18 protein-coding genes are annotated in these 18852 nt (G+C 50.9%); all 18 read left to right on the top strand.

Features of this window, described 5'->3' with window-relative positions:
• The first annotated feature begins 101 nt into the window (after positions 1-101).
• On the top strand, positions 102-863 hold the full coding sequence (locus H627_RS0110970) for a MurR/RpiR family transcriptional regulator (RefSeq protein ID WP_027828999.1): 762 nt from the start codon (positions 102-104) through the stop codon (positions 861-863).
• 198 nt (positions 864-1061) lie between these two features.
• Positions 1062-2519, top strand: a complete 1458-nt coding sequence (locus tag H627_RS0110965; RefSeq protein ID WP_027828998.1) for a 6-phospho-beta-glucosidase — start codon at positions 1062-1064, stop codon at positions 2517-2519.
• Positions 2520-2854: 335 nt separating this feature from the next.
• On the top strand, positions 2855-3841 hold the full coding sequence (locus H627_RS0110960) for a LacI family DNA-binding transcriptional regulator (RefSeq protein WP_027828997.1): 987 nt from the start codon (positions 2855-2857) through the stop codon (positions 3839-3841).
• A gap of 70 nt (positions 3842-3911) precedes the next feature.
• Complete coding sequence (locus H627_RS0110955) at positions 3912-5567, top strand: type 2 periplasmic-binding domain-containing protein (protein WP_027828996.1); 1656 nt, start codon at positions 3912-3914, stop codon at positions 5565-5567.
• Between the two features lie 57 nt (positions 5568-5624).
• Positions 5625-6566: an ABC transporter permease gene (locus H627_RS0110945; protein ID WP_201782805.1), complete on the top strand. Its 942-nt coding sequence runs from the start codon at positions 5625-5627 to the stop codon at positions 6564-6566.
• 15 nt (positions 6567-6581) lie between these two features.
• Positions 6582-7454, top strand: a complete 873-nt coding sequence (locus H627_RS0110940; protein WP_027828994.1) for a carbohydrate ABC transporter permease — start codon at positions 6582-6584, stop codon at positions 7452-7454.
• Between the two features lie 4 nt (positions 7455-7458).
• Positions 7459-8151 carry a YesL family protein gene (locus H627_RS0110935; RefSeq protein WP_027828993.1) on the top strand — a complete coding sequence of 231 codons (693 nt, stop codon included), beginning with the start codon at positions 7459-7461 and terminating at the stop codon, positions 8149-8151.
• 1 nt (position 8152) lies between these two features.
• Positions 8153-10459, top strand: a complete 2307-nt coding sequence (locus H627_RS0110930; protein ID WP_226999153.1) for a glycoside hydrolase family 31 protein — start codon at positions 8153-8155, stop codon at positions 10457-10459.
• A gap of 9 nt (positions 10460-10468) precedes the next feature.
• On the top strand, positions 10469-12097 hold the full coding sequence (locus tag H627_RS0110925) for a glycoside hydrolase family 13 protein (protein WP_027828991.1): 1629 nt from the start codon (positions 10469-10471) through the stop codon (positions 12095-12097).
• Positions 12098-12187: 90 nt separating this feature from the next.
• On the top strand, positions 12188-12775 hold the full coding sequence (locus H627_RS0110920) for a TMEM175 family protein (RefSeq protein ID WP_027828990.1): 588 nt from the start codon (positions 12188-12190) through the stop codon (positions 12773-12775).
• A 39-nt stretch (positions 12776-12814) separates the two neighbouring features.
• The gene (locus H627_RS0110915; RefSeq protein ID WP_027828989.1) at positions 12815-13729 is read left to right on the top strand and encodes a lactate/malate family dehydrogenase; all 915 of its coding nucleotides are present in this window, start codon (positions 12815-12817) and stop codon (positions 13727-13729) included.
• 248 nt (positions 13730-13977) lie between these two features.
• A complete protein-coding gene (locus H627_RS0110910) occupies positions 13978-15330 on the top strand; it encodes a PTS sugar transporter subunit IIC (protein WP_027828988.1) in 1353 nt (450 codons plus the stop codon).
• A 143-nt stretch (positions 15331-15473) separates the two neighbouring features.
• Positions 15474-16271 carry a hypothetical protein gene (locus H627_RS0110905; protein WP_027828987.1) on the top strand — a complete coding sequence of 266 codons (798 nt, stop codon included), beginning with the start codon at positions 15474-15476 and terminating at the stop codon, positions 16269-16271.
• A 40-nt stretch (positions 16272-16311) separates the two neighbouring features.
• A complete protein-coding gene (locus H627_RS0110900) occupies positions 16312-16518 on the top strand; it encodes a hypothetical protein (protein ID WP_051225369.1) in 207 nt (68 codons plus the stop codon).
• A gap of 155 nt (positions 16519-16673) precedes the next feature.
• Positions 16674-17042, top strand: a complete 369-nt coding sequence (locus H627_RS20355) for a hypothetical protein (RefSeq protein ID WP_027828985.1) — start codon at positions 16674-16676, stop codon at positions 17040-17042.
• Between the two features lie 79 nt (positions 17043-17121).
• Positions 17122-17673 carry a WxL protein host-binding domain-containing protein gene (locus H627_RS0110890; protein WP_162143235.1) on the top strand — a complete coding sequence of 184 codons (552 nt, stop codon included), beginning with the start codon at positions 17122-17124 and terminating at the stop codon, positions 17671-17673.
• Positions 17670-18521 (top strand): ABC transporter ATP-binding protein, encoded by an 852-nt coding sequence (locus H627_RS18020; protein ID WP_051225368.1) that lies wholly within the window; start codon positions 17670-17672, stop codon positions 18519-18521. The genes H627_RS0110890 and H627_RS18020 overlap by 4 nt, the downstream gene beginning before the upstream one ends.
• Positions 18522-18593: 72 nt before the next feature.
• The coding region (locus H627_RS0110880) for an IS5 family transposase (RefSeq protein ID WP_027828983.1) at positions 18594-18852 on the top strand (259 nt) is incomplete at its 3' end.

Here is an 18852-nt window from a genome sequence, read left to right as displayed (position 1 = left end):
TTTGCTCACCTCACTCATACATTACGCAAGGTGAGTTGTATGTTGCGCTGATCCTGCTGTATTCTGGATATATCAAGGTTTTCCGAAAGGACGGCGGATGAATGTTTCCCTATGACAAGGTACAGGCACTGAATGGTTTGGAGACGGATGTGTACGCCTACATTATGAAACATCGGGATGCGGTGGAAAAAATGACGATTCGCGAGCTGGCCAGCGAGTCTCACGTTTCTACGACTACGATCCTGCGATTTGCGACTAAAATGGGCTATGCCGGATTCGCGGAATTGAAGTTCTCATTGAAACAAGATCGGTTGAACCAGGAGCATCAGGGTCATCCGGAACAATATGATATTACAGTCCCGTTGGCTGATTTTTTCAGAAAGGTGAATTCCCGGGACTTCACTGACTTGCTGGACCAAGCGGTGAAATGGCTGGCGGCGGCCAACCAGATCTATACGTTCGGTATCGGCAGCAGCGGTTATCTGGCGCAATACGGTGCCCGGTTTATTGCCAATACCGGCAAGCTGACGCTGCCCATTGTTGATCCTTTCCAGCCGTTAGCCGATGATCCGACGATTCTGAGGCACACGGTGTTTTTGATTCTGTCGGTGTCCGGCGAGACTAAGGAAGTGCTGGACATGGTTACTCAGATCCGGCGGACGGATGCGCAGATCATCGCGGTGACGAACCGGACGAATTCGACGCTGGCCCATTTGTCGGACTTGGTCATCGCCTACTATATGCCGGAAATCAAGAATGGGTCGCTGAATAATACGACTCAGGTGCCGGTGGTGTATTTGCTGGAATTGCTGGGGCACCGGTTGGAGAAGTTGCGGATGGGGGAGGAAGAAAAGTCGGAGTAGGGTGTGGCTGAAAGATTGTGCTTTGATACCTGTGTCAATGCTCTGCACATCCAATTTCCCACTGCAAAACAAGTCACCCGCCAAGGAACATATTTTGTTTCCTGACGGGTGTTTTTTTGCCCGGTTTTGCTCTAGCCCTCCCTTCTGATAGCGGATACACTAACAGGGAGAGTCATGAAGAAAGGCGGATTATCGATTATGAGTGGATTACCAAAGAATTTCTTATGGGGCGGCGCTGTGGCGGCCCATCAACTGGAGGGCGGCTGGCAGGCTGGCGGCAAGGGCGTCAGTGTGGCCGACGTCATGACAGCTGGGGGTAATGGAACGCCTCGGCGGATCACTGACGGCGTACAGCCCGGTGAGAACTACCCGAACCATGAGGCCATTGATTTCTACCACCATTACAAAGAAGACGTGAAGCTTTTTGCTGAATTGGGATTGAAGGCCTTTCGGACATCGATCGCTTGGACCCGAATCTATCCTAATGGGGACGAAACGGAGCCGAACGAAGCAGGCTTGCAGTTCTATGATGACTTGTTCGATGAATTGCTGAAATATGGCATCGAACCGGTAATTACGTTGTCCCACTTCGAGATGCCCTACCATTTGGTGACAGAATACGGCGGCTGGCGCAATCGGCAGGTCATCGATTTCTTCGTCCGTTTTGCCACGACTGTATTCAAGCGGTATAAGGATAAGGTCAAGTATTGGATGACGTTCAACGAGATCAACAACCAAACTGAATACAACGGCACGTTTGCTCTGTTCACCAATTCTGGGATTCAGATCAAGCCAGGGGAAAACGCCGAAGCAGTGATGTACCAAGCGGCCCATTATGAGACGGTGGCCAGTGCGCTGGCGGTTCAGATTGGCCATGAAATCAACCCGGACTTCCAAATTGGCGCGATGATCGCCATGGTGCCGATCTATCCGGCCAGCCCCGATCCTCGGGATGTCTTCAAGGCCGAACGGGCGATGCAGACGCGCTACTGGTTCGCTGATGTCCAGGCCAAGGGCCGTTATCCGGAATGGCTGCGGCAATACCAGAAGAATCAGCACTTCAATCTGGATATTACCCTGGCTGACTTGGACGTGCTCAAGGCGGGGACAGTTGATTACATTGGCTTCAGCTACTACATGTCCTTCGCCGTGAAGGCGCAAAAGAACGAACCGGCCAGCTTCAAGTATGTCGAAGGCCGGGATGGGGTGGAGAATCCCACTGTCAAGCGTTCAGAATGGGGCTGGCAGATCGATCCCCAAGGATTGCGCTATGCCATGAACTGGTTCGCCGATCGCTATGATCTGCCCCTGTTCATCGTCGAGAACGGTTTTGGGGCAATCGATAAGCGCGAAGCGGACGGCAGTGTCCACGATCCGTATCGGGTCGACTACCTACGCCAGCATATTGAACAAATGAAGCTGGCGGTCGAAGAAGACGGCATCAAGCTGATGGGCTATACCCCTTGGGGCTTCATTGATCTGGTCTCCGCCGGCAGCGGTCAAATGGATAAGCGTTACGGGTTCATCTATGTCGACAAGAATGATGCCGGCGAAGGCACGCTGGCCCGGTCTAAGAAGGATTCCTTCTACTGGTACCAGCATGTGATTCAAACCAACGGGGCTGACCTCTCGGATGTCGTACCCGCCAAGCAGTAAACTTCAGCGAGTATTATTGCTGGTTTGAGCAGTCAAACATTTTTTGAATAAGCAGACCAATTGCCTTGAGGGGCAAGCGGTTTGCTTATTTTGGCTTGCACAGCCAAGTCAGTGTTCAGCAGAACATTTTTCTTGATGGCTCTTGCTAGTGCATACGGTTTCTGCCAGAAGAAAGGAAGTGTTATTTTAAGGACTTACAGAAGTGACGATTTGACGATATTTCTCAAAGCTGTACAAAATCGAGAAAATAAGACGTTATTTAAGCGATTACATATTGGCATCCGTGCCAAAATGTGTTACTCTGTCTTAGTAAACGTTTACGTGGAGGAAAGCAAATGCCAACTATCAAGGACATCGCCACCTTAGCCGGTGTATCGATCGCCACCGTCTCTAGGGTGCTCAACAATTTGGGAGGGTACAGCGAAGAAACAAGAAAGAAAGTCATGGCAGCAGCGGAGAGTATGAACTACTACCGCAACGAAATGGCGGCCGGTCTGAAAAAAAGTTCGGCCCACATCATTGGCCTGATTATGCCCACGTCACCGACTCTGTTCTATGGGGATATTATCGAAGGGCTCGAGTCAGAAGCCCAAAAGCATGGTTATGGGGTCATTATCGCGCATGCCAGTGCGGATGGGATCAACCTCAGCGAAATCATCAGTCTCATGGCAGAACGCCGGGTCGAAGGTCTGGTCATTGCGTCCATGGCTTTAGTGCAAAACGTGATTACCCAAATCAATGGTCTGCCCTTTCCGGTTGTCTTGGTTTCCACCAAGTCGGATAAAAGCATTCCGTATATCAAAGTCGATGATGAGTCGGCTTCCTTTGATGCCACCGAATATTTGATTCACCATGGCTATGAAAAGATTGCCATTGCCGGGCCAAATATCAGCGACCAAATCGCTGGGGTACCGCGGATCAATGGCTACAAGCGCGCCATGCAGAAGCACCATTTGCCGGTCGATCCTGACTGGATTTTTTATGGCACGTTCTCGTTTGAATCCGGGATCCAGGCGATGAAATACTATTTCCAATTAAGCAATCGACCCGAAGCGGTGTTTTCCGTATCTGACGATACCGCCATCGGGATCATTGTGACGGCCACGCAGGAAGGGTTACAGGTGCCAAAAGACATTGCGGTCATTGGGTACGACAATACCCGAGTGGCTGAGATGTCTAACCCGCCATTAACGGCGATCAGCCAGCCATTTTTCGAGATGGGGGCTAAGGCCGGTCGGAAGATTATCGATGCGGTGGAATCTAATCAGCCCATTGAGTCTGAAATTTTACCCCACACGATCGTTGAACGGCGGTCGGTATAATTCAATATTGCCTCAATTTACGGCTTACGTAAACGTATACGTAAGCCAAACTAATTAGGAGGATTTTTCCATGAAGATTCGCAAGTTGGTTTTATCTGCGGTTATCTTAGCCGCACCATTATTGTTAGCTGCCTGCATGAGCAAGGGAGACTCCGGCGCATCTGATAACACGAGCAAGGCCACGACGGCTGAGCTCAAGCCTTATGGTAAGTACAGCCAATCCGTCACGTATACGATTGGCAAAGCCATCCCCGGCGCGCCTAAGCTGCCTAAAGGGGATACTTACGAGAACAACGACTATACCCGCTATATTAAAAAGAACCTGAACGCCGTCAGCAAAGATAAGTTTGAAGCCGAAACCGGCGATAACTATGACCAAAAAGTAGCCATGGCCATTTCCAGCGGCGATCTGCCCGATATTATGGCGGTGAACCAGAGTCAGCTGGAACAATTGGTGGATAACGATTTGATTGCCAACCTGTCGTCCGTGTATAAGACCAGTACGACCAAACGAATCAAGGCCATGTATGATTCTTATGATGGCCGAGCTTTGCAGCAAGCTACTTTCAACGGCAAATTGATGGCGTTGCCATCCACCCAAACCAACAATATCCCTACCATGCTGTGGATTCGTAAGGATTGGATGGACAAACTGCATTTAGCCGAGCCCAAGACCATCAACGATGTTGAAAAGATCCTGAAGGAATTCGTCGCCAAAGATCCTGGTAATAACGGCAAAGGTAAGACTATCGGGTTAGGCTTGTCCAAGAATGTCGGCGGTAATTACGCCGCCCTATTCCAAGCCGACGATATCATGTCCAAGTTCGACTCCTTCCCGCGGCAATGGATCAAACAGGACGGTAAGATCGTCTATGGTTCGATCACCCCGCAAACCAAGAAGGCGTTGACCTACCTGCAGGGCTGGTTCAAAGAAGGCATTATTGATCCGCAAATGAGTGTGCGGGACAAGATTGAAACAGTAATCACCAACGGCCAATGCGGGGCATTCTTTGGGCCGTGGTGGTCTGGCGATTACCCGCTGACTGATGCGTATAAGAATAACCCGAAGGCAAATTGGCAACCCTACATCATTAAAGACAATAGCGGCAAAATCAAGGCGTATACCCAAAACACGGCCGGCACTTTCTTCGTTGTCCGCAAGGGCTTCAAGCATCCTGAATTGTTACCGAAGATTGCCAGCCTGCTTAACGATAAATTGGTTTATGAAGACTATGATTACAAACCAATCGTAGAATTTGGTAAAAAAGGGTACGACGGCGGCAAGCCTTTCGATATTCTAGTGAACTACGCGACAGCAACTACTGATATGCACGATAACATCGTGAAAGCATTAGACGGTAAAAAAGATCCCAAGACGCTGGTATTGGATGACTATCAAAACTATTTGAAGATCAAGGATTACGACAAAGATCCTAAGCATCCCGATAACAATGCCTGGAGCGGCCATATTACCCGAATCGTTTCCACCGGCAAGATGAAAGCAGCGCTGAAGGATGTAGAAGAAGTTCACCCTGTATTCTTTGGTCAAACCAAGACCATGAAACAAAAGGGCGCGAACCTTGCTAAGCTGGAAGACGCGACTTTCTTAAAGATCGTTACGAACCAAGAAAGTCCTGACAAGTTTGATGATTTTGTCAAAGAATGGAAGAAACTGGGCGGCGATCAAATTACTAAGGAAGTTGAAAAGGATGCCGCAGCCCATTAACGAGTCGATTAGCAATAAGCTGATTTTGAAGAAAAATCATGGAGAGGAGATTTCCATATGCAATTGACTCGTAAAAAAGGGGTCGACCTGCAGCTGACCCGTAAGCAGGGGAAGGGCAAAAACTCCCAGCTCATGTACCACTTAATGATGCTGCCGGGTATGCTGTTTCTGTTAGTCTTTAGCTTTGTGCCGATGCTGGGCATCGTGATGGCCTTTCAAAACTATATTCCTGCCAAAGGAATATTGGGGTCGACCTGGGTCGGCTTGGCCAACTTCAAGTACATGCTTGAAATTCCAGACAGTCTGCAGATTCTGATGAACACGGTGATCATCGCCAGTTGGAAGATCGTGCTCGGAACAATTGTCCCGGTCGTATTTGCCCTCTTGCTGAATGAAATCCGCATCAAATGGGCAAAGCGCACGATTCAAACGATTGTTTATCTGCCGAACTTCCTGTCTTGGGTGGTTCTTGCCGCTGTTGTGGTGAATCTGTTCGACTACCACGGGCCAGTGAATACGTTTCTGGCCACGTTCGGGGTCAAGCCGATCCTATTCATGGGCAGCAACCACTGGTTCCGGCAAATTATCATTGGCTCGGATGTATGGAAAGGCTTCGGTTATGGCTCTATTATCTATCTAGCCGCCTTAACCGGGATCGATCCTGGACTTTACGAGGCCGCCGAAATCGACGGTGCCAGCCGTTGGCAGCAATTGCTGCATGTCACACTGCCAGGAATGCTGCCAATCATCATGATGATGACCGCGTTGAATTTAACCAATATTCTGAACGCCGGCTTCGATCAAATCTTCAACCTGTACAACCCGATTGTGTACGAGACAGGCGATATCATTGATACCTATGTTTACCGCGTGGGCTTGCTAGGGCAGCAGTACAGTCTAGGGACGGCGATTGGGCTTTTGAAATCTGTGGTTGGGGCCACCTTGATGATTTCGGCCAATCAGGCGTCAAAGAAATTTGCCAACATGCAAATCTTTTAGGAAGGGTGAGAAAGAGTGAAAGCTCATACTAGCAAAACAGCCAATTTCTTCATTTGGCTCGTCGTATTGGCATTAACTGCTTCCTGCCTATTACCATTGCTGAACATGGTGGCTATTTCGTTTAGTGATAGTGCCTCGGCGGCAGCCAATGAAGTCGGGTTGATTCCCATCCACTTCAACTTGAATTCCTATAAGTTGATCCTGGAAGACAGTCAGTTCTGGCGGTCCTTTGGGATTTCCGTGGAACGGGTTATTTTAGGCACGGCCATCAATTTAATCCTGATCGTCTTGATGGCTTATCCGCTCTCTAAGAATAAGCGGGTGTTCCATGCCCGTAATATTTACATGAATCTGCTGATCTTCGCCATGCTGTTCAACGGCGGCATGATCCCGACGTTTATCGTAGTGAAAAGTCTCGGCTTGATGGATACCATTTGGGCATTGGTCCTGCCTGGGGCTGTGCCGATTTTCAACGTCATTTTATTGATGAACTTCTTTAAGGGCTTACCCGATGCATTGGAAGAAGCAGCCATTATGGATGGCGCGTCGAAAATGACGATTCTGTTTAAAATCTATCTGCCGCTGTCCTTGCCGGCACTGGCGACGGTGTCCCTGTTCGCCATCGTTGGCCACTGGAACGATTACTTCAGTGGTTTGTTATACATGAACCGAGCAGTGAATTATCCGCTGCAAACCTACATCCAGCAACTGAATATCGATATCACCAAAATCACTGATGTCTCCCAACTGAGTTCTTTAGCGTCGATTTCTAATAAGACCCTGAACTCGGCGAAGATCGTCGTGTCCACGGTACCGTTGCTGCTGATCTATCCATTACTGCAGAAATACTTCGTCACTGGGATGACGATTGGATCGGTAAAGGAGTAAGCCCATGAACTTTATGAGAATGGCCGACGGTCTGGCCCACACGGTTTATCAGTTTATTGTGCTCAGTATCCTGTGGTTCATGCTGGACCTGCCCTATGCGGCGTTGATGATGATGGTCAGTTATGCCAAGACCCCCGACGAAATCAAATCCATTACGTTACTGGCGGTGGCCTTGATCCCGTTTGTGTTATCGCCGGCATTAGTCGTGGTGGATCGGGTCATTCGGCGTTTCCGGGCAGAGCCAGAAGGCGTACCGACCAAACTCATTCCGTTTATCTGCAGCTCATATCGGCAAAACTACTGGGCCAGTTGTGCCGTCGGGGCGGTCTACGCTGTCATGATCGGGTTAATTGCTAACGCCGCCTTAGTCTATGGTGCCCAATTTGCGATTCTGTTCTGGGTGTATGCCTTATTCTTTGGCCTCACGGCATTTTCTTACCTCATGAGCTTGGCATTTGTGGCCGGGCGGAATGAAACCTTTGGCCAATACCTTAAGAATGGACTGTTGGTTACATTGGGTAATCCGCTCAAGGCGGTCTTGGGCATTGGGTTGGTGGGAGCGGCGGTGTACCTGACATTTCATAGTACCTTCTTCCCCATTGTGTTCTTTTTCCTGCCAGCAGTGATTGGCAAATTTGCCCAAGCCGTTTACCAACATACCATTGCCAAGCTAATTAATATCAAGGAGGCTAATTGAATTGAGTGAAAAGCCGCTAGCGGCACTGAAAAACCAGAATGTTGCAGAAATCACGTTTGCCGATCATACCAGGCTTGCCTTGCAAGTCTTCAGCGACACGATCATCCGCGTCTGTCCCATTGATGCCTTAGCCAATCCGTCCTATGCCGTGGTGGCTAAACCGCAGCCCACGCACTTTACTGTGCAAGTTGAGGCCGGTGTTGCAGCAATCAGTACTGCCGCGCTCCATGTCAAAATTTATCCCGATCACCATATGGACGTGTATGACCAAAACGACCGCCCACTCATCATGGATTATCGCGGGCAGCGCCAACCGCTGAACCGCGACCTGGCCGCTGACGAGACGTCGCTCTTAGAGGAGGAAGGGCACGCCGGTCATGAAGCGGTCAACGCGGCGGCGGCCTTAACGCTCATCAAACAACTAGACCCGGACGAAGTCTTTTATGGTTTGGGCGACAAGACGGGCTTCATGAACAAGCGCGGCTATGAATACGAAAACTGGAACACTGACGATCCAGCGCCGCAAATGGAAAATTTTACCCGGCTCTACAAATCAATCCCAGTATTGTATGGTCTGCGCCAAGGCCGCCCCTATGGCCTGTTCTTTGACAATCCATACCGCAGTCACGTTGATCTGGGCAAGGAAAGTCCCGATTACTATGCCTACAGTGTGGTCCACGGGCCATTGAACTATTACATCATTGGGGGGCACCGCTTGGCCGATGTGGTCACTAATTACGCCCATCTCACTGGTACTGTGCCGTTACCCCAGCGTTGGACCCTTGGGTATCAGCATTCCCGTTACGGCTACCAAGACGCACCGGAAATCAATCAAATCGCCGATGATTTTCGCCAGCACGATTTGCCCTGCGACGCACTGTATTTCGACATTGACTATATGCATGGCTATCGGGTCTTCACCTGGGATCCTGCACGTTACCCGGACCCCGAGATGCTCATTACCCAACTGCATAAAAAAGGGTTCAAGGCGATCACCATTATTGATCCAGGGGTGAAAAGGGAACCGGGCTACCCAATTTATGACGACGGTAAAAAGCATCAAGTATTTGTCAAAACACCTGCTGGCAAGGACTATGTGAATCGCGTCTGGCCGGGGCACACGGTATACCCAGATTTCGGCAGCACCAAAACCCGCCAGTGGTGGGGCCAGTGTCATACAGCCCTGACTCAGATCGGCGTTGATGGCATCTGGAATGATATGAACGAGCCGGCGGCGTTCGACGGACCAATCCCGGACGATACAGTTTTTTCAGACAATGATAAAAAGTCGACCCACGCTAAGATGCACAATCTTTATGGGCACAACATGTCCCATGCCACCTACGCTGCACTGAAAGAACAGACTGGTCGGCGCCCGTTTGTCATTACGCGGGCGGCTTATGCTGGCACCCAACGCTACGCGACGGTGTGGACGGGCGACAACCACAGCCTGTGGGCTCACCTGCAAATGATGATTCCGCAATTGTGTAATCTCAGCATGAGCGGATTCAGCTTTGCGGGGACGGATCTGGGCGGTTTCGGTTCCGACACGACTCCTGAATTGCTTACCCGTTGGATTGAAGCGGGGCTGTTCAGTCCGTTATTCCGGAATCACAGCGCGCTGGGTACCCGGCGCCAGGAACCGTGGTTGTTCGGTGAATCGACTTTAGCCATTTATCGCAAATACCTTAAGCTGCGCTATCGCTTCGTTCCGTACCTGTATGACCTCTTTGCCCTGGCGCAAAGTACCGGCCGGCCAGTGATGCGCCCGCTGGTCTATGATTTTGACCAAGATCGGCAAGTGTACGACATCGATGATGAGTACCTAATCGGCGATGCACTATTGGCGGCGCCGGTGGTGACGAAGGGAAAGACCAGCCGGTTGGTTTACCTGCCGGCTGGTCAATGGATCGATTTCTGGACCGGAGCAGTCATTGCCGGCGGTCAAGAAATCCAAACTGCCGCCCCGCTGGACACCTTGCCGTTGTACGGGCAAGCAGGCACCATGATTCCTTGGGGACCAGCGCATGACTTTATCACCGATGAACCAGACCGGGCCATGAGCTTCAAGGTGTTTGGCGATGCCGCCAGTTATGATCATTATCAAGATAACGGGTATGACTTTGCTTATCAAAAGGGTGAGTTTAACCAGTATCACATCACCTTCGCCCAGGGCAAAGCGGCCGTAACGTTAACAAAAGCCGGTTATCCGGCAGGCTTGTATTCGCGCATCACCGTCACGGCCGGCGATCAGTCCTTTGCACTGCAATTAGAAAACGGAAAATATCAACGAATCGATAAGAATTGAGGTCATTGAATGAGTAAGGGAAAATGGTGGCAAAACGTTGTCATGTATCAAATCTATCCGCGCAGTTTCCAAGATAGCAACGGAGACGGTATCGGGGACATCCAGGGTATTATTTCACGGCTGGACTATTTGCAAGAACTGGGCATCGGCGGGATCTGGCTAAGCCCGGTGTATCAATCGCCAAACGACGATAACGGCTACGATATTTCTGACTATGAAGCAATCATGCCCGAGTTTGGGACCATGGCGGACATGGAAGAATTGATTGCGGAAGCGAAACGGCGAAACATTCGCATCGTTATGGATCTGGTCGTCAACCACACCAGCGACGAACACAAGTGGTTCGTAGAAGCACGCCAGTCCCGGGACAATCCTTACCACGACTACTATGTCTGGCGGGATGGCCAAGGCGATGGCGATGTCCCCAACGACCTGCAGTCAACTTTCGGCGGGTCTGCCTGGACCTATGAACCCGCTGTCGGCCAATATTACCTGCATCTTTTCAGCAAGAAGCAGCCGGATCTCAATTGGCAAAATGACAAAGTCCGCCATGCGGTCTACGCGATGATGAATTTCTGGATCAATAAAGGCATCGGCGGCTTTCGGATGGATGTCATTGACCTGATCGGGAAAGAACCGGACAAAATGATCACCGGCAACGGGCCCAAGCTGCATGACTATTTGCAAGAAATGAACCAGGCCACTTTTGGCGGTAAGGATCTGATGACTGTCGGCGAAACCTGGGGGGCCACCCCAGCCATTGCCAAAGAATATTCCGATCCTGCCCGCCACGAATTATCCATGGTCTTTCAGTTTGAGCATGTCGGCTTGGATCAACAGCCTGACGGTGAGAAATGGGATCTCAAGCCGCTCTCAGTACCGGCACTGAAGCGGGTTTTGTCCAAATGGCAGACCGCTCTGGGCGATCAAGGCTGGAATAGTCTCTTCTGGAACAACCATGATTTGCCCCGCATCGTGTCCCGCTGGGGTAATGACGGTCAATACCATGACCAAAGCGCCAAGCTGTTTGCTATCCTCCTGCACATGATGAAGGGGACACCCTATATCTATCAGGGGGAAGAAATTGGCATGACCAATTATCCAGTCACTTCCGTGGATGAAATCAACGATATCGAAAGTATCCGGATGTACCACGCCCGGATCAAGGCTGGCTATTCCAAAGAAGATATTCTGCGATCCATCAACGCCAAAGGCCGAGACAACGCGCGAACGCCCATGCAGTGGGATGCCACAGCCAATGCCGGCTTCACCACCGGGACACCGTGGCTGCACGTGAACCCGAATTACGGGCAGTACAACGTCAAAGACGATCTTGCCGATCCCCACTCAATATTGGCGACGTATCAGCGGCTGATCGCGCTGCGGCAGGCTAACGATCTGGTGGTTTGGGGCGATTATGCGTTGATTTCAGATACGGCGGATAATGTGTTTGCTTATTATCGGACGTATCAGGGCGAGCGCTGGTTGATCGCGGCTAACGTGTCCGCGGAAACAAATGAGTTTGCGCTGACCGATGCGGTGACCGAGCACGTCATCGGGAATTATGATGACCAGACGATTCAGACTGGTCAGCTCAAGCTGCGGCCCTATGAGGCATTTGTGGTTAAGGTCCGTTAGCAGTCATTCAAGCAGTCAGAAGAGAGCATCAAGCCGCCGCTTCTGGCTGTTTTTGTGTATACTGGGTTGGTTAGAAAGGGGAGGACGACCTTGCCCGAACAAAGAATGGAAGCCTTTACCGATGCGATTTTTGCGATTATTATTACCGTGATGGTGCTGGAACTGCACGCCCCGGCGAGTGGAAAATTCAGTGCCCTCTGGTCGCTGCGGCATACCTTTGCCATCTATCTCGCCTCATTTCTGATCCTGGCGGTCTATTGGAACAACCACCACCATCTCTTCCAAATCGTACGCTCCATTGACGGCGTCGTGCTCTGGGCGAATACGATCTTTATTTTGTTCATCTCGCTGTTCCCGTTTGCCACCGCCTGGGTGGGGGATAACCACGTGGATAGTGTGGCACCGGAGATGCTTTTTGGCACAGTGATGCTGTTGATGGATGCCATGTTCTTCGTGCTGGTGCGGACCCTGATCCACGCCGACGGGGAGAACCCGGAGATTCGCAAACTGGTGGGGAAAGGCTACAATAAACCGTATATTTCGATGATCGGCAACTTGGCGGCCATCTTTTTGGCCTTGATTTGGCCGCCCTTGACCGTGATCGTTGATACACTGCTGTTATTGCTGTGGGTCCTGCCCGAACGGCGGATCGAACGGCACGTGACCAACGGCCAGTGACGGTATAATAGAGTGGTAGCAAGAAAAGAGGAATGCATTATGGCAAGAACGATTGGTGTCATCGGGATTGGTCACGTTGGCGTGACGACCAGTTTCAATATTGTGACCAAAGGATTGGCCGATACATTATTGATGATTGATACGAAACCCGGCTGGGCGGAGGCCGAACGGCTGGATCTGCAAGACAGTCTGGGCGGATTGAATACGTATACCCGCATCGTAGCAAATGATTACAGCTTGCTGCGGGATGCGGACGTCGTGATCTTCAGCGGCGGCGACATCAGCGTGATCAAGGATGGTGACCGCAATTCGGAAATCAAGACGACGAAGGCCGCCATTGATGATGCTGCCCCGAAGCTGACCGCTGCCGGCTTCCACGGTGTGCTCATCGACATCAGCAATCCCTGTGACGTGGCGGTGACCTACTGGCAAGAAAAGCTGGACCTGCACCGGAACCAGATCATCGGTACCGGGACCGCCTTGGATACTTACCGGATGCGGCGGGCAGTGGCTGAAGCCATGAACGTCAACGTTGCTGATGTCCGCGGCTTCAACCTTGGCGAACATGGCGAATCCCAATTCACCGCCTGGTCGACCGTCCGGGTGAACAACGAGCCCGTGAAGGCCTCACCGGACTTCAAGGAAAAGGACTTAGCCGAGGCTGCCCGGCTCGGCGGCTGGCAGATTTTCAACGCCAAGCACTACACCAACTTCGGCATCGCGACGATTGCTTGTGAAATGGCCCTGGCGGTGATGAGCGATGCCGGCCGGATTTTCCCGTGCTCGTCTTACGACCCCCAGTACGGCGTGAGCATTGGCCATCCGACCATGATTGGCCGAGCTGGTGTTATCAGTAATCCGCCGATGCATTTGACCGGCGATGAAGTAAACCAATACGCCCATTCCGCCGATACAATCAAAGAGAATCTGGCGAAGTTACACGCTTTGGATTAGCGGTCTAGGCACCCATCCGTCATCGCAAGACGGCGGTGGGTGTTTTTTTATCTCTTCTTTGTGTATACGTGAACAGTGATTGGTGCACTAAGAAACCGGTATCAACTGACATGTTTGTTTTTATTCCATGACTTTGTTCCTTCAACCATGTAAACGGTATACAAAACCGTTTTCAGTGGGCATAATTGAATTTGTTCGTTGGGAACGAAAGCGAAATAATTCACTCAATATTTGGGAGGAAAAACAATATGAACGATTTTGTTAACAACAAAATACTGCCTCCTGTGATGAAGTTCGTGAACACAAAAGCCATTATGGCTTTACGTGATGGGATGATTTTCTCCATCCCCTTCATCATGGTTGGTTCTGTATTCTTGCTATTATCATCATTACCAGTTCCGTCTTGGGCAGCCTTTATGGCGAAGACAGGCTGGTCGGCCTGGTTCAACCAAGCATACAATGCGTCGTTTGGGATTATGGCGTTATTCGCAGTTCTGGGAATCGGCTATTCCTGGGTTAAAAACGAAGGCTTTGAGCCGTTATCTGGCGGGATTACTGCATTGGTTGGTTTCATTTTGGTTATGCGGCCAACAGCAGCCATCATGAACCCGGCTGGGACTAAGGTACTAATTAAGGATACGTCTTACCTGTCAGGTTTTATTGACCGGACATGGCTGGGCGGCCAAGGGATGATTGCTGCAATCATCATTGGCTTGATTACTGGTTGGATTTATTCGTGGTTCTTGCGCAAGAACATTACGATTAAGCTGCCTGAACAGGTTCCTGCAAATGTTGCAGCTTCGTTCACAGCTTTAATTCCAGCATTTTCAATTACTGTTATGTGGGAAGTCGTGTACATCCTCTTTGATAAGTTTGGCCATACTACGATGACCCAATTTATTTATAAGGTTGTCCAAACACCGTTACAGGGGGTTACTGATTCGTTCGGTGGCACCTTGGTGATCGCCTTAATCATCCCATTTATGTGGTTCTTCGGCGTTCACGGGGCGATTATCATCGGCGGCATTATGGGACCGTTGCTGCAAGCAAATGCCTTGGACAATGCCCGTATTCTTAAGTCTGGCAAGGCGCTGACTGTTGCTAACGGTGGGCACATTGTCACGCAATCCCTGCTGGATCAATTTGGCACTGTTACTGGTTCCGGGATGACAATCGGTTTGGTCATCTTCATGGTTGTATTCGCGAAGTCGGCGCAAATGAAATCATTAGGGGCATTGGAAGTGGCCCCAGCAATATTCAACATCAATGAACCAATTCTATTCGGTTTACCCATCGTAATGAATCCGTTGATGTTCATTCCATTTGCTATCACGCCAGCCATTTCCATGGGCTTGACGTACTGGGCGATTAAGTTGGGCATCATACCGCTGTTTACTGGGTTTATGCCGCCTTGGACAACGCCGCCAATCATTTCTGGATTCTTGGTCGGCGCAAGTTGGAAGACTGCTGCTTGGCAGGCATTGATGCTGGTTATGACCTTCTTCATCTATCTGCCGTTCGCGCGTCGGATGGACAAACAGATGTATGCAGAAGAACAAGCTAACTTAGCCGCTGAGGAAGCAGCCAAGAAGAACGCTTAGCGCAACACGATTTTAATAAGCTTTGGCATCACCGAATATTCGGTGGTTCCAAAGCTTTTTTTCTCAACATATGTGGTATGATATCCATGGGATTGGATACCCATGGTATATTGCAAAGCCTTACACGAAAGAAGTGAGCTGTGATGTGGCGATATTATCCGCGCAATGCGCGTTTAGAGGCAGAAATTGAGTATATGAATCGATTTGCTCAAGAGGGGTATGTGCTGCAGCGCCAGCGGGGGAACTTTCGGCAGTTTGCGAAAGTCGCTGAGCCGCAACAGGTGTACTTGTTTGTTTCCCACGAAAGCACCTTGAACACCGGCTATGCCGGCGGGCACGTAACGACGGTGCGATTGCAGCCCAAATTGTTCTTGCATTATTTGTATGTGCCAGCGACGATGCGGCCGGAAGACTTGACCGTCCAGCCGGGGGAAGACGCCTACATGGACTATCTCGACTACATGCGGCAAGGGATCGTGCGTCAGGAATTCGGCGGTCTTGGGTTCTTTGTTTTGGCGGCAGGGATCATTGGCTTAGCGATGCTGGTGCCGCCGGTCGGGCCGGCGGTGATCGTTTATATTCTGGCTGTACTGGCCGCCCTTGGGGTGCTGGCTCTGGGCATTTGGCGGTTGTTCCGGGCAGTGAATAATGGCCTGTTTTTGAGCGGGAATCAAGCGGTAATGACGCCGTTCTATGTCGTCATCACTATCTTGAAACCGGACATGCTGACTGATCAAGAAGTGACCTCCCAAGTAGCCCAGGCTGTGGGCGATGGCAATTTTCGGTTGGTGACGCGTCGGAAGAATGCCTATTATTTCACGGTGACCAACTTAGGCATCAATGTGGATGAGCTGCGCACCGAATTGAATGACGCTTTGGGTGATCGGGCGAAAGTTCAAGCTAGTTATCCGGGTCATGGTTTCGCAGTGCGGCTTCAATAAGACGGTTTTCAGCGGCACTCAAAGGGGGAGGAAAATCATCATGTCAATTCTAATTGGCGGTCTGTTCATTTTGATTGGTTTGATTCAGATCTATATTGCGTATCGGACTTTTCGGAAGATTAAAACCAGCGGTGGTAAGGATATATCGCCATTCATGCCGCTGGCTCTGTATGGCGGACTGGCCTTCGGTATTATTTTGGTGGCGGTCGGGATCAGTGCGGCGGTTGGGTCGTTCGGACCGTTTTAGCGTTAGGTGTCCTGCTGTCAAATGTTGACTGAGAGAATAGTAATACGCCGGTGCGGCTTGCCGGCTATTTTATTTTGTAAAAATGGGGGGGGTGTGATACCGTAAATATATTAAGTAAGGGTATACACCAACTGGGACCGGGGAGGATTGAGCAGATGAAGCGCAAGCAATGCATCATTACCGGTGTTTGGATAATTATCTTAGCGGCGTTCATGCTGCTGCCGCGGTCTGCGCAAGCGGCCGACATTAGTCTTTCTCAGGTCCTGTACGCCGACAGCCAACGCGAAGTGGTTGGTCCCGTGCTGGTCAGACCAGGTACTCAGAGAAAAATGATTGTCCGGGTCACCAATGGTGATCAGGATACACATATTGATATCGGCGTCGATGCCGCACTGACCAACGATTTTGGTCAGCTTGATGATCAACACACGGTTAAACGCACGCCCTTGGACAATGCCCTCAGCTGGCCAAAGATTGTTAGCGGTCTGCCCAAGGAAAGGGTGCCGATGGCCGCGGGAGACTAAAGACTTCCCCTTCACTGTGGCGATTCCGGCGGCAGAGCAACCCGCATCGGCGTTAATTGTTGGATCAATTTCTGTAGGTGTGGCGAATATCAACACGTTAATTGGCGGTGGCGGGACAACATTTAGTACCAATATTCAAGTGCGTACTAGCGCGGCACCATTGCCCCAGGCCCGCGTTGATTTTACCCAAGCCGCGGCCGGTGAATACAACGGCCGGGACGGCATTACGGTGGATGTCGCCAACCACGTCGGCAATATTTTTGCCGCCCAGTCAATTACCGGCGACATCCGGGCCGTGGACCAAGCGATACAGCCGCGGCGCCGGACGCTTAAACGGATTAAAATGGCGCCGCACTCCAACTTTACTTTCTTCATTCCCCATGCTGACCTCAGGATGGGCAAGTATGTCGTAACGATGGCCGCTCGGCAAAAGAACAAAACGGTTAAGCAGCAGACATTTGCCGTGACGGTGGACCGGCGTTTGGCGACGGCGGCCAGCAAAGCGGAATTGCAAACGCAGGTCCTGATTCAGCGATGGCTGATGGGTATTGCGGTTGGCGGGGTAGTGGTGATTGCTTTGATTTTTGCAGTGCACCATATTCGGCGCAGACGCAGGGAGGCGGCACAATGAGTATCTTGGCTTTACAGCAGGTCACGAAATCCTTTGGCCCGCAGCAGATTTTGGATCATGTTGATTTCACCATCGATACGCCCACCATTATGGCGTTAGTCGCGCCCAATGGCAGCGGCAAAACGACTTTGATGGATATTATTGCCAATCTGGGCCGCGTGGACAGCGGGACGGTCACGGTGCTGGACCGCCCGCATACGGATCAGATGCTGTACACCGACATGACCTATATGCAGGGCGACAATACCTTGTTTATGAACATGACCGGGCAGGACCACATTGATCTGATTCAGCGCAGTTACCATCTGGCAGCAGAGCGGGTCGAGCAAGTCGTTGGGGAGTTTGGTATCGGCCAATTTTCGCAGAAAAAAGTAAAGACCTATTCCCTGGGGATGAAGCAATTACTGCTGATCACGCTGGCCCTGCTGCCGGCGCCCAAGCTGGTGATGCTGGATGAGCCAGTGAACGGCTTGGATCCTAAGGCGGTCCAGAGTCTGCGGAATGCCTTGCAGCGGCTGAATAATCAGGGCAGCACGATCATTTTTTCTTCCCATGATTTGAGCGAAGTCGATCGGCTGACGGATAATGTTGTCTTTCTGGTGCGCGGCAAGCTGGTGCCGATCACGACATTAGCGCCGACGACCACATACACGGTGGTGCTGCCCGATGCCCGCTTCCTGACGACGCTCCTGGATGCAGAGCAAGTGCAGCTGCTCACGCCTACCAAGGCGACGGTGACGGTACCGCCAGCAGAAATGGCAGCCCTCCGGACTAAGCTGCAAGGTACGGCCCACGCGATTCTGGATGCGGTGGCCACCCGTCAGGGGACTGAAGCCTTGTATTTTTAAACTATTTAGGGAGTGTCTGAAAATCCCGAAATCCTGTATACTTCTTGTTAAAAACAAAACGGAGTGTGCAGGATGGTTATACCCAAACGTTATGAAGTAACCGACGAACAGTGGGAACGGATCGCTGATCTGTTTCCAAAGCGGTCAACGCGCGGCCGACCGCCTAAGGTCGACAATCGTACTGCTTTTAACGCCACATTATGGCTTATTCGCAGCGGTGCAGCTTGGCGGGATTTGCCCGAGCGTTACGGCCCCTGGAAGACAATCTACAGTCGGTTCCGGTTGTGGGTTGACGCGGGCGTGTTTGAGCAGATCTTCAAAGCTGTATCTG

It is taken from the genome of Schleiferilactobacillus harbinensis DSM 16991, from assembly GCF_000425885.1.
Lineage (GTDB): Bacteria > Bacillota > Bacilli > Lactobacillales > Lactobacillaceae > Schleiferilactobacillus > Schleiferilactobacillus harbinensis.
The sequence above is the reverse complement of the archived record's forward strand: the minus strand, read 5'-3'. Positions and strand labels throughout refer to the sequence as shown.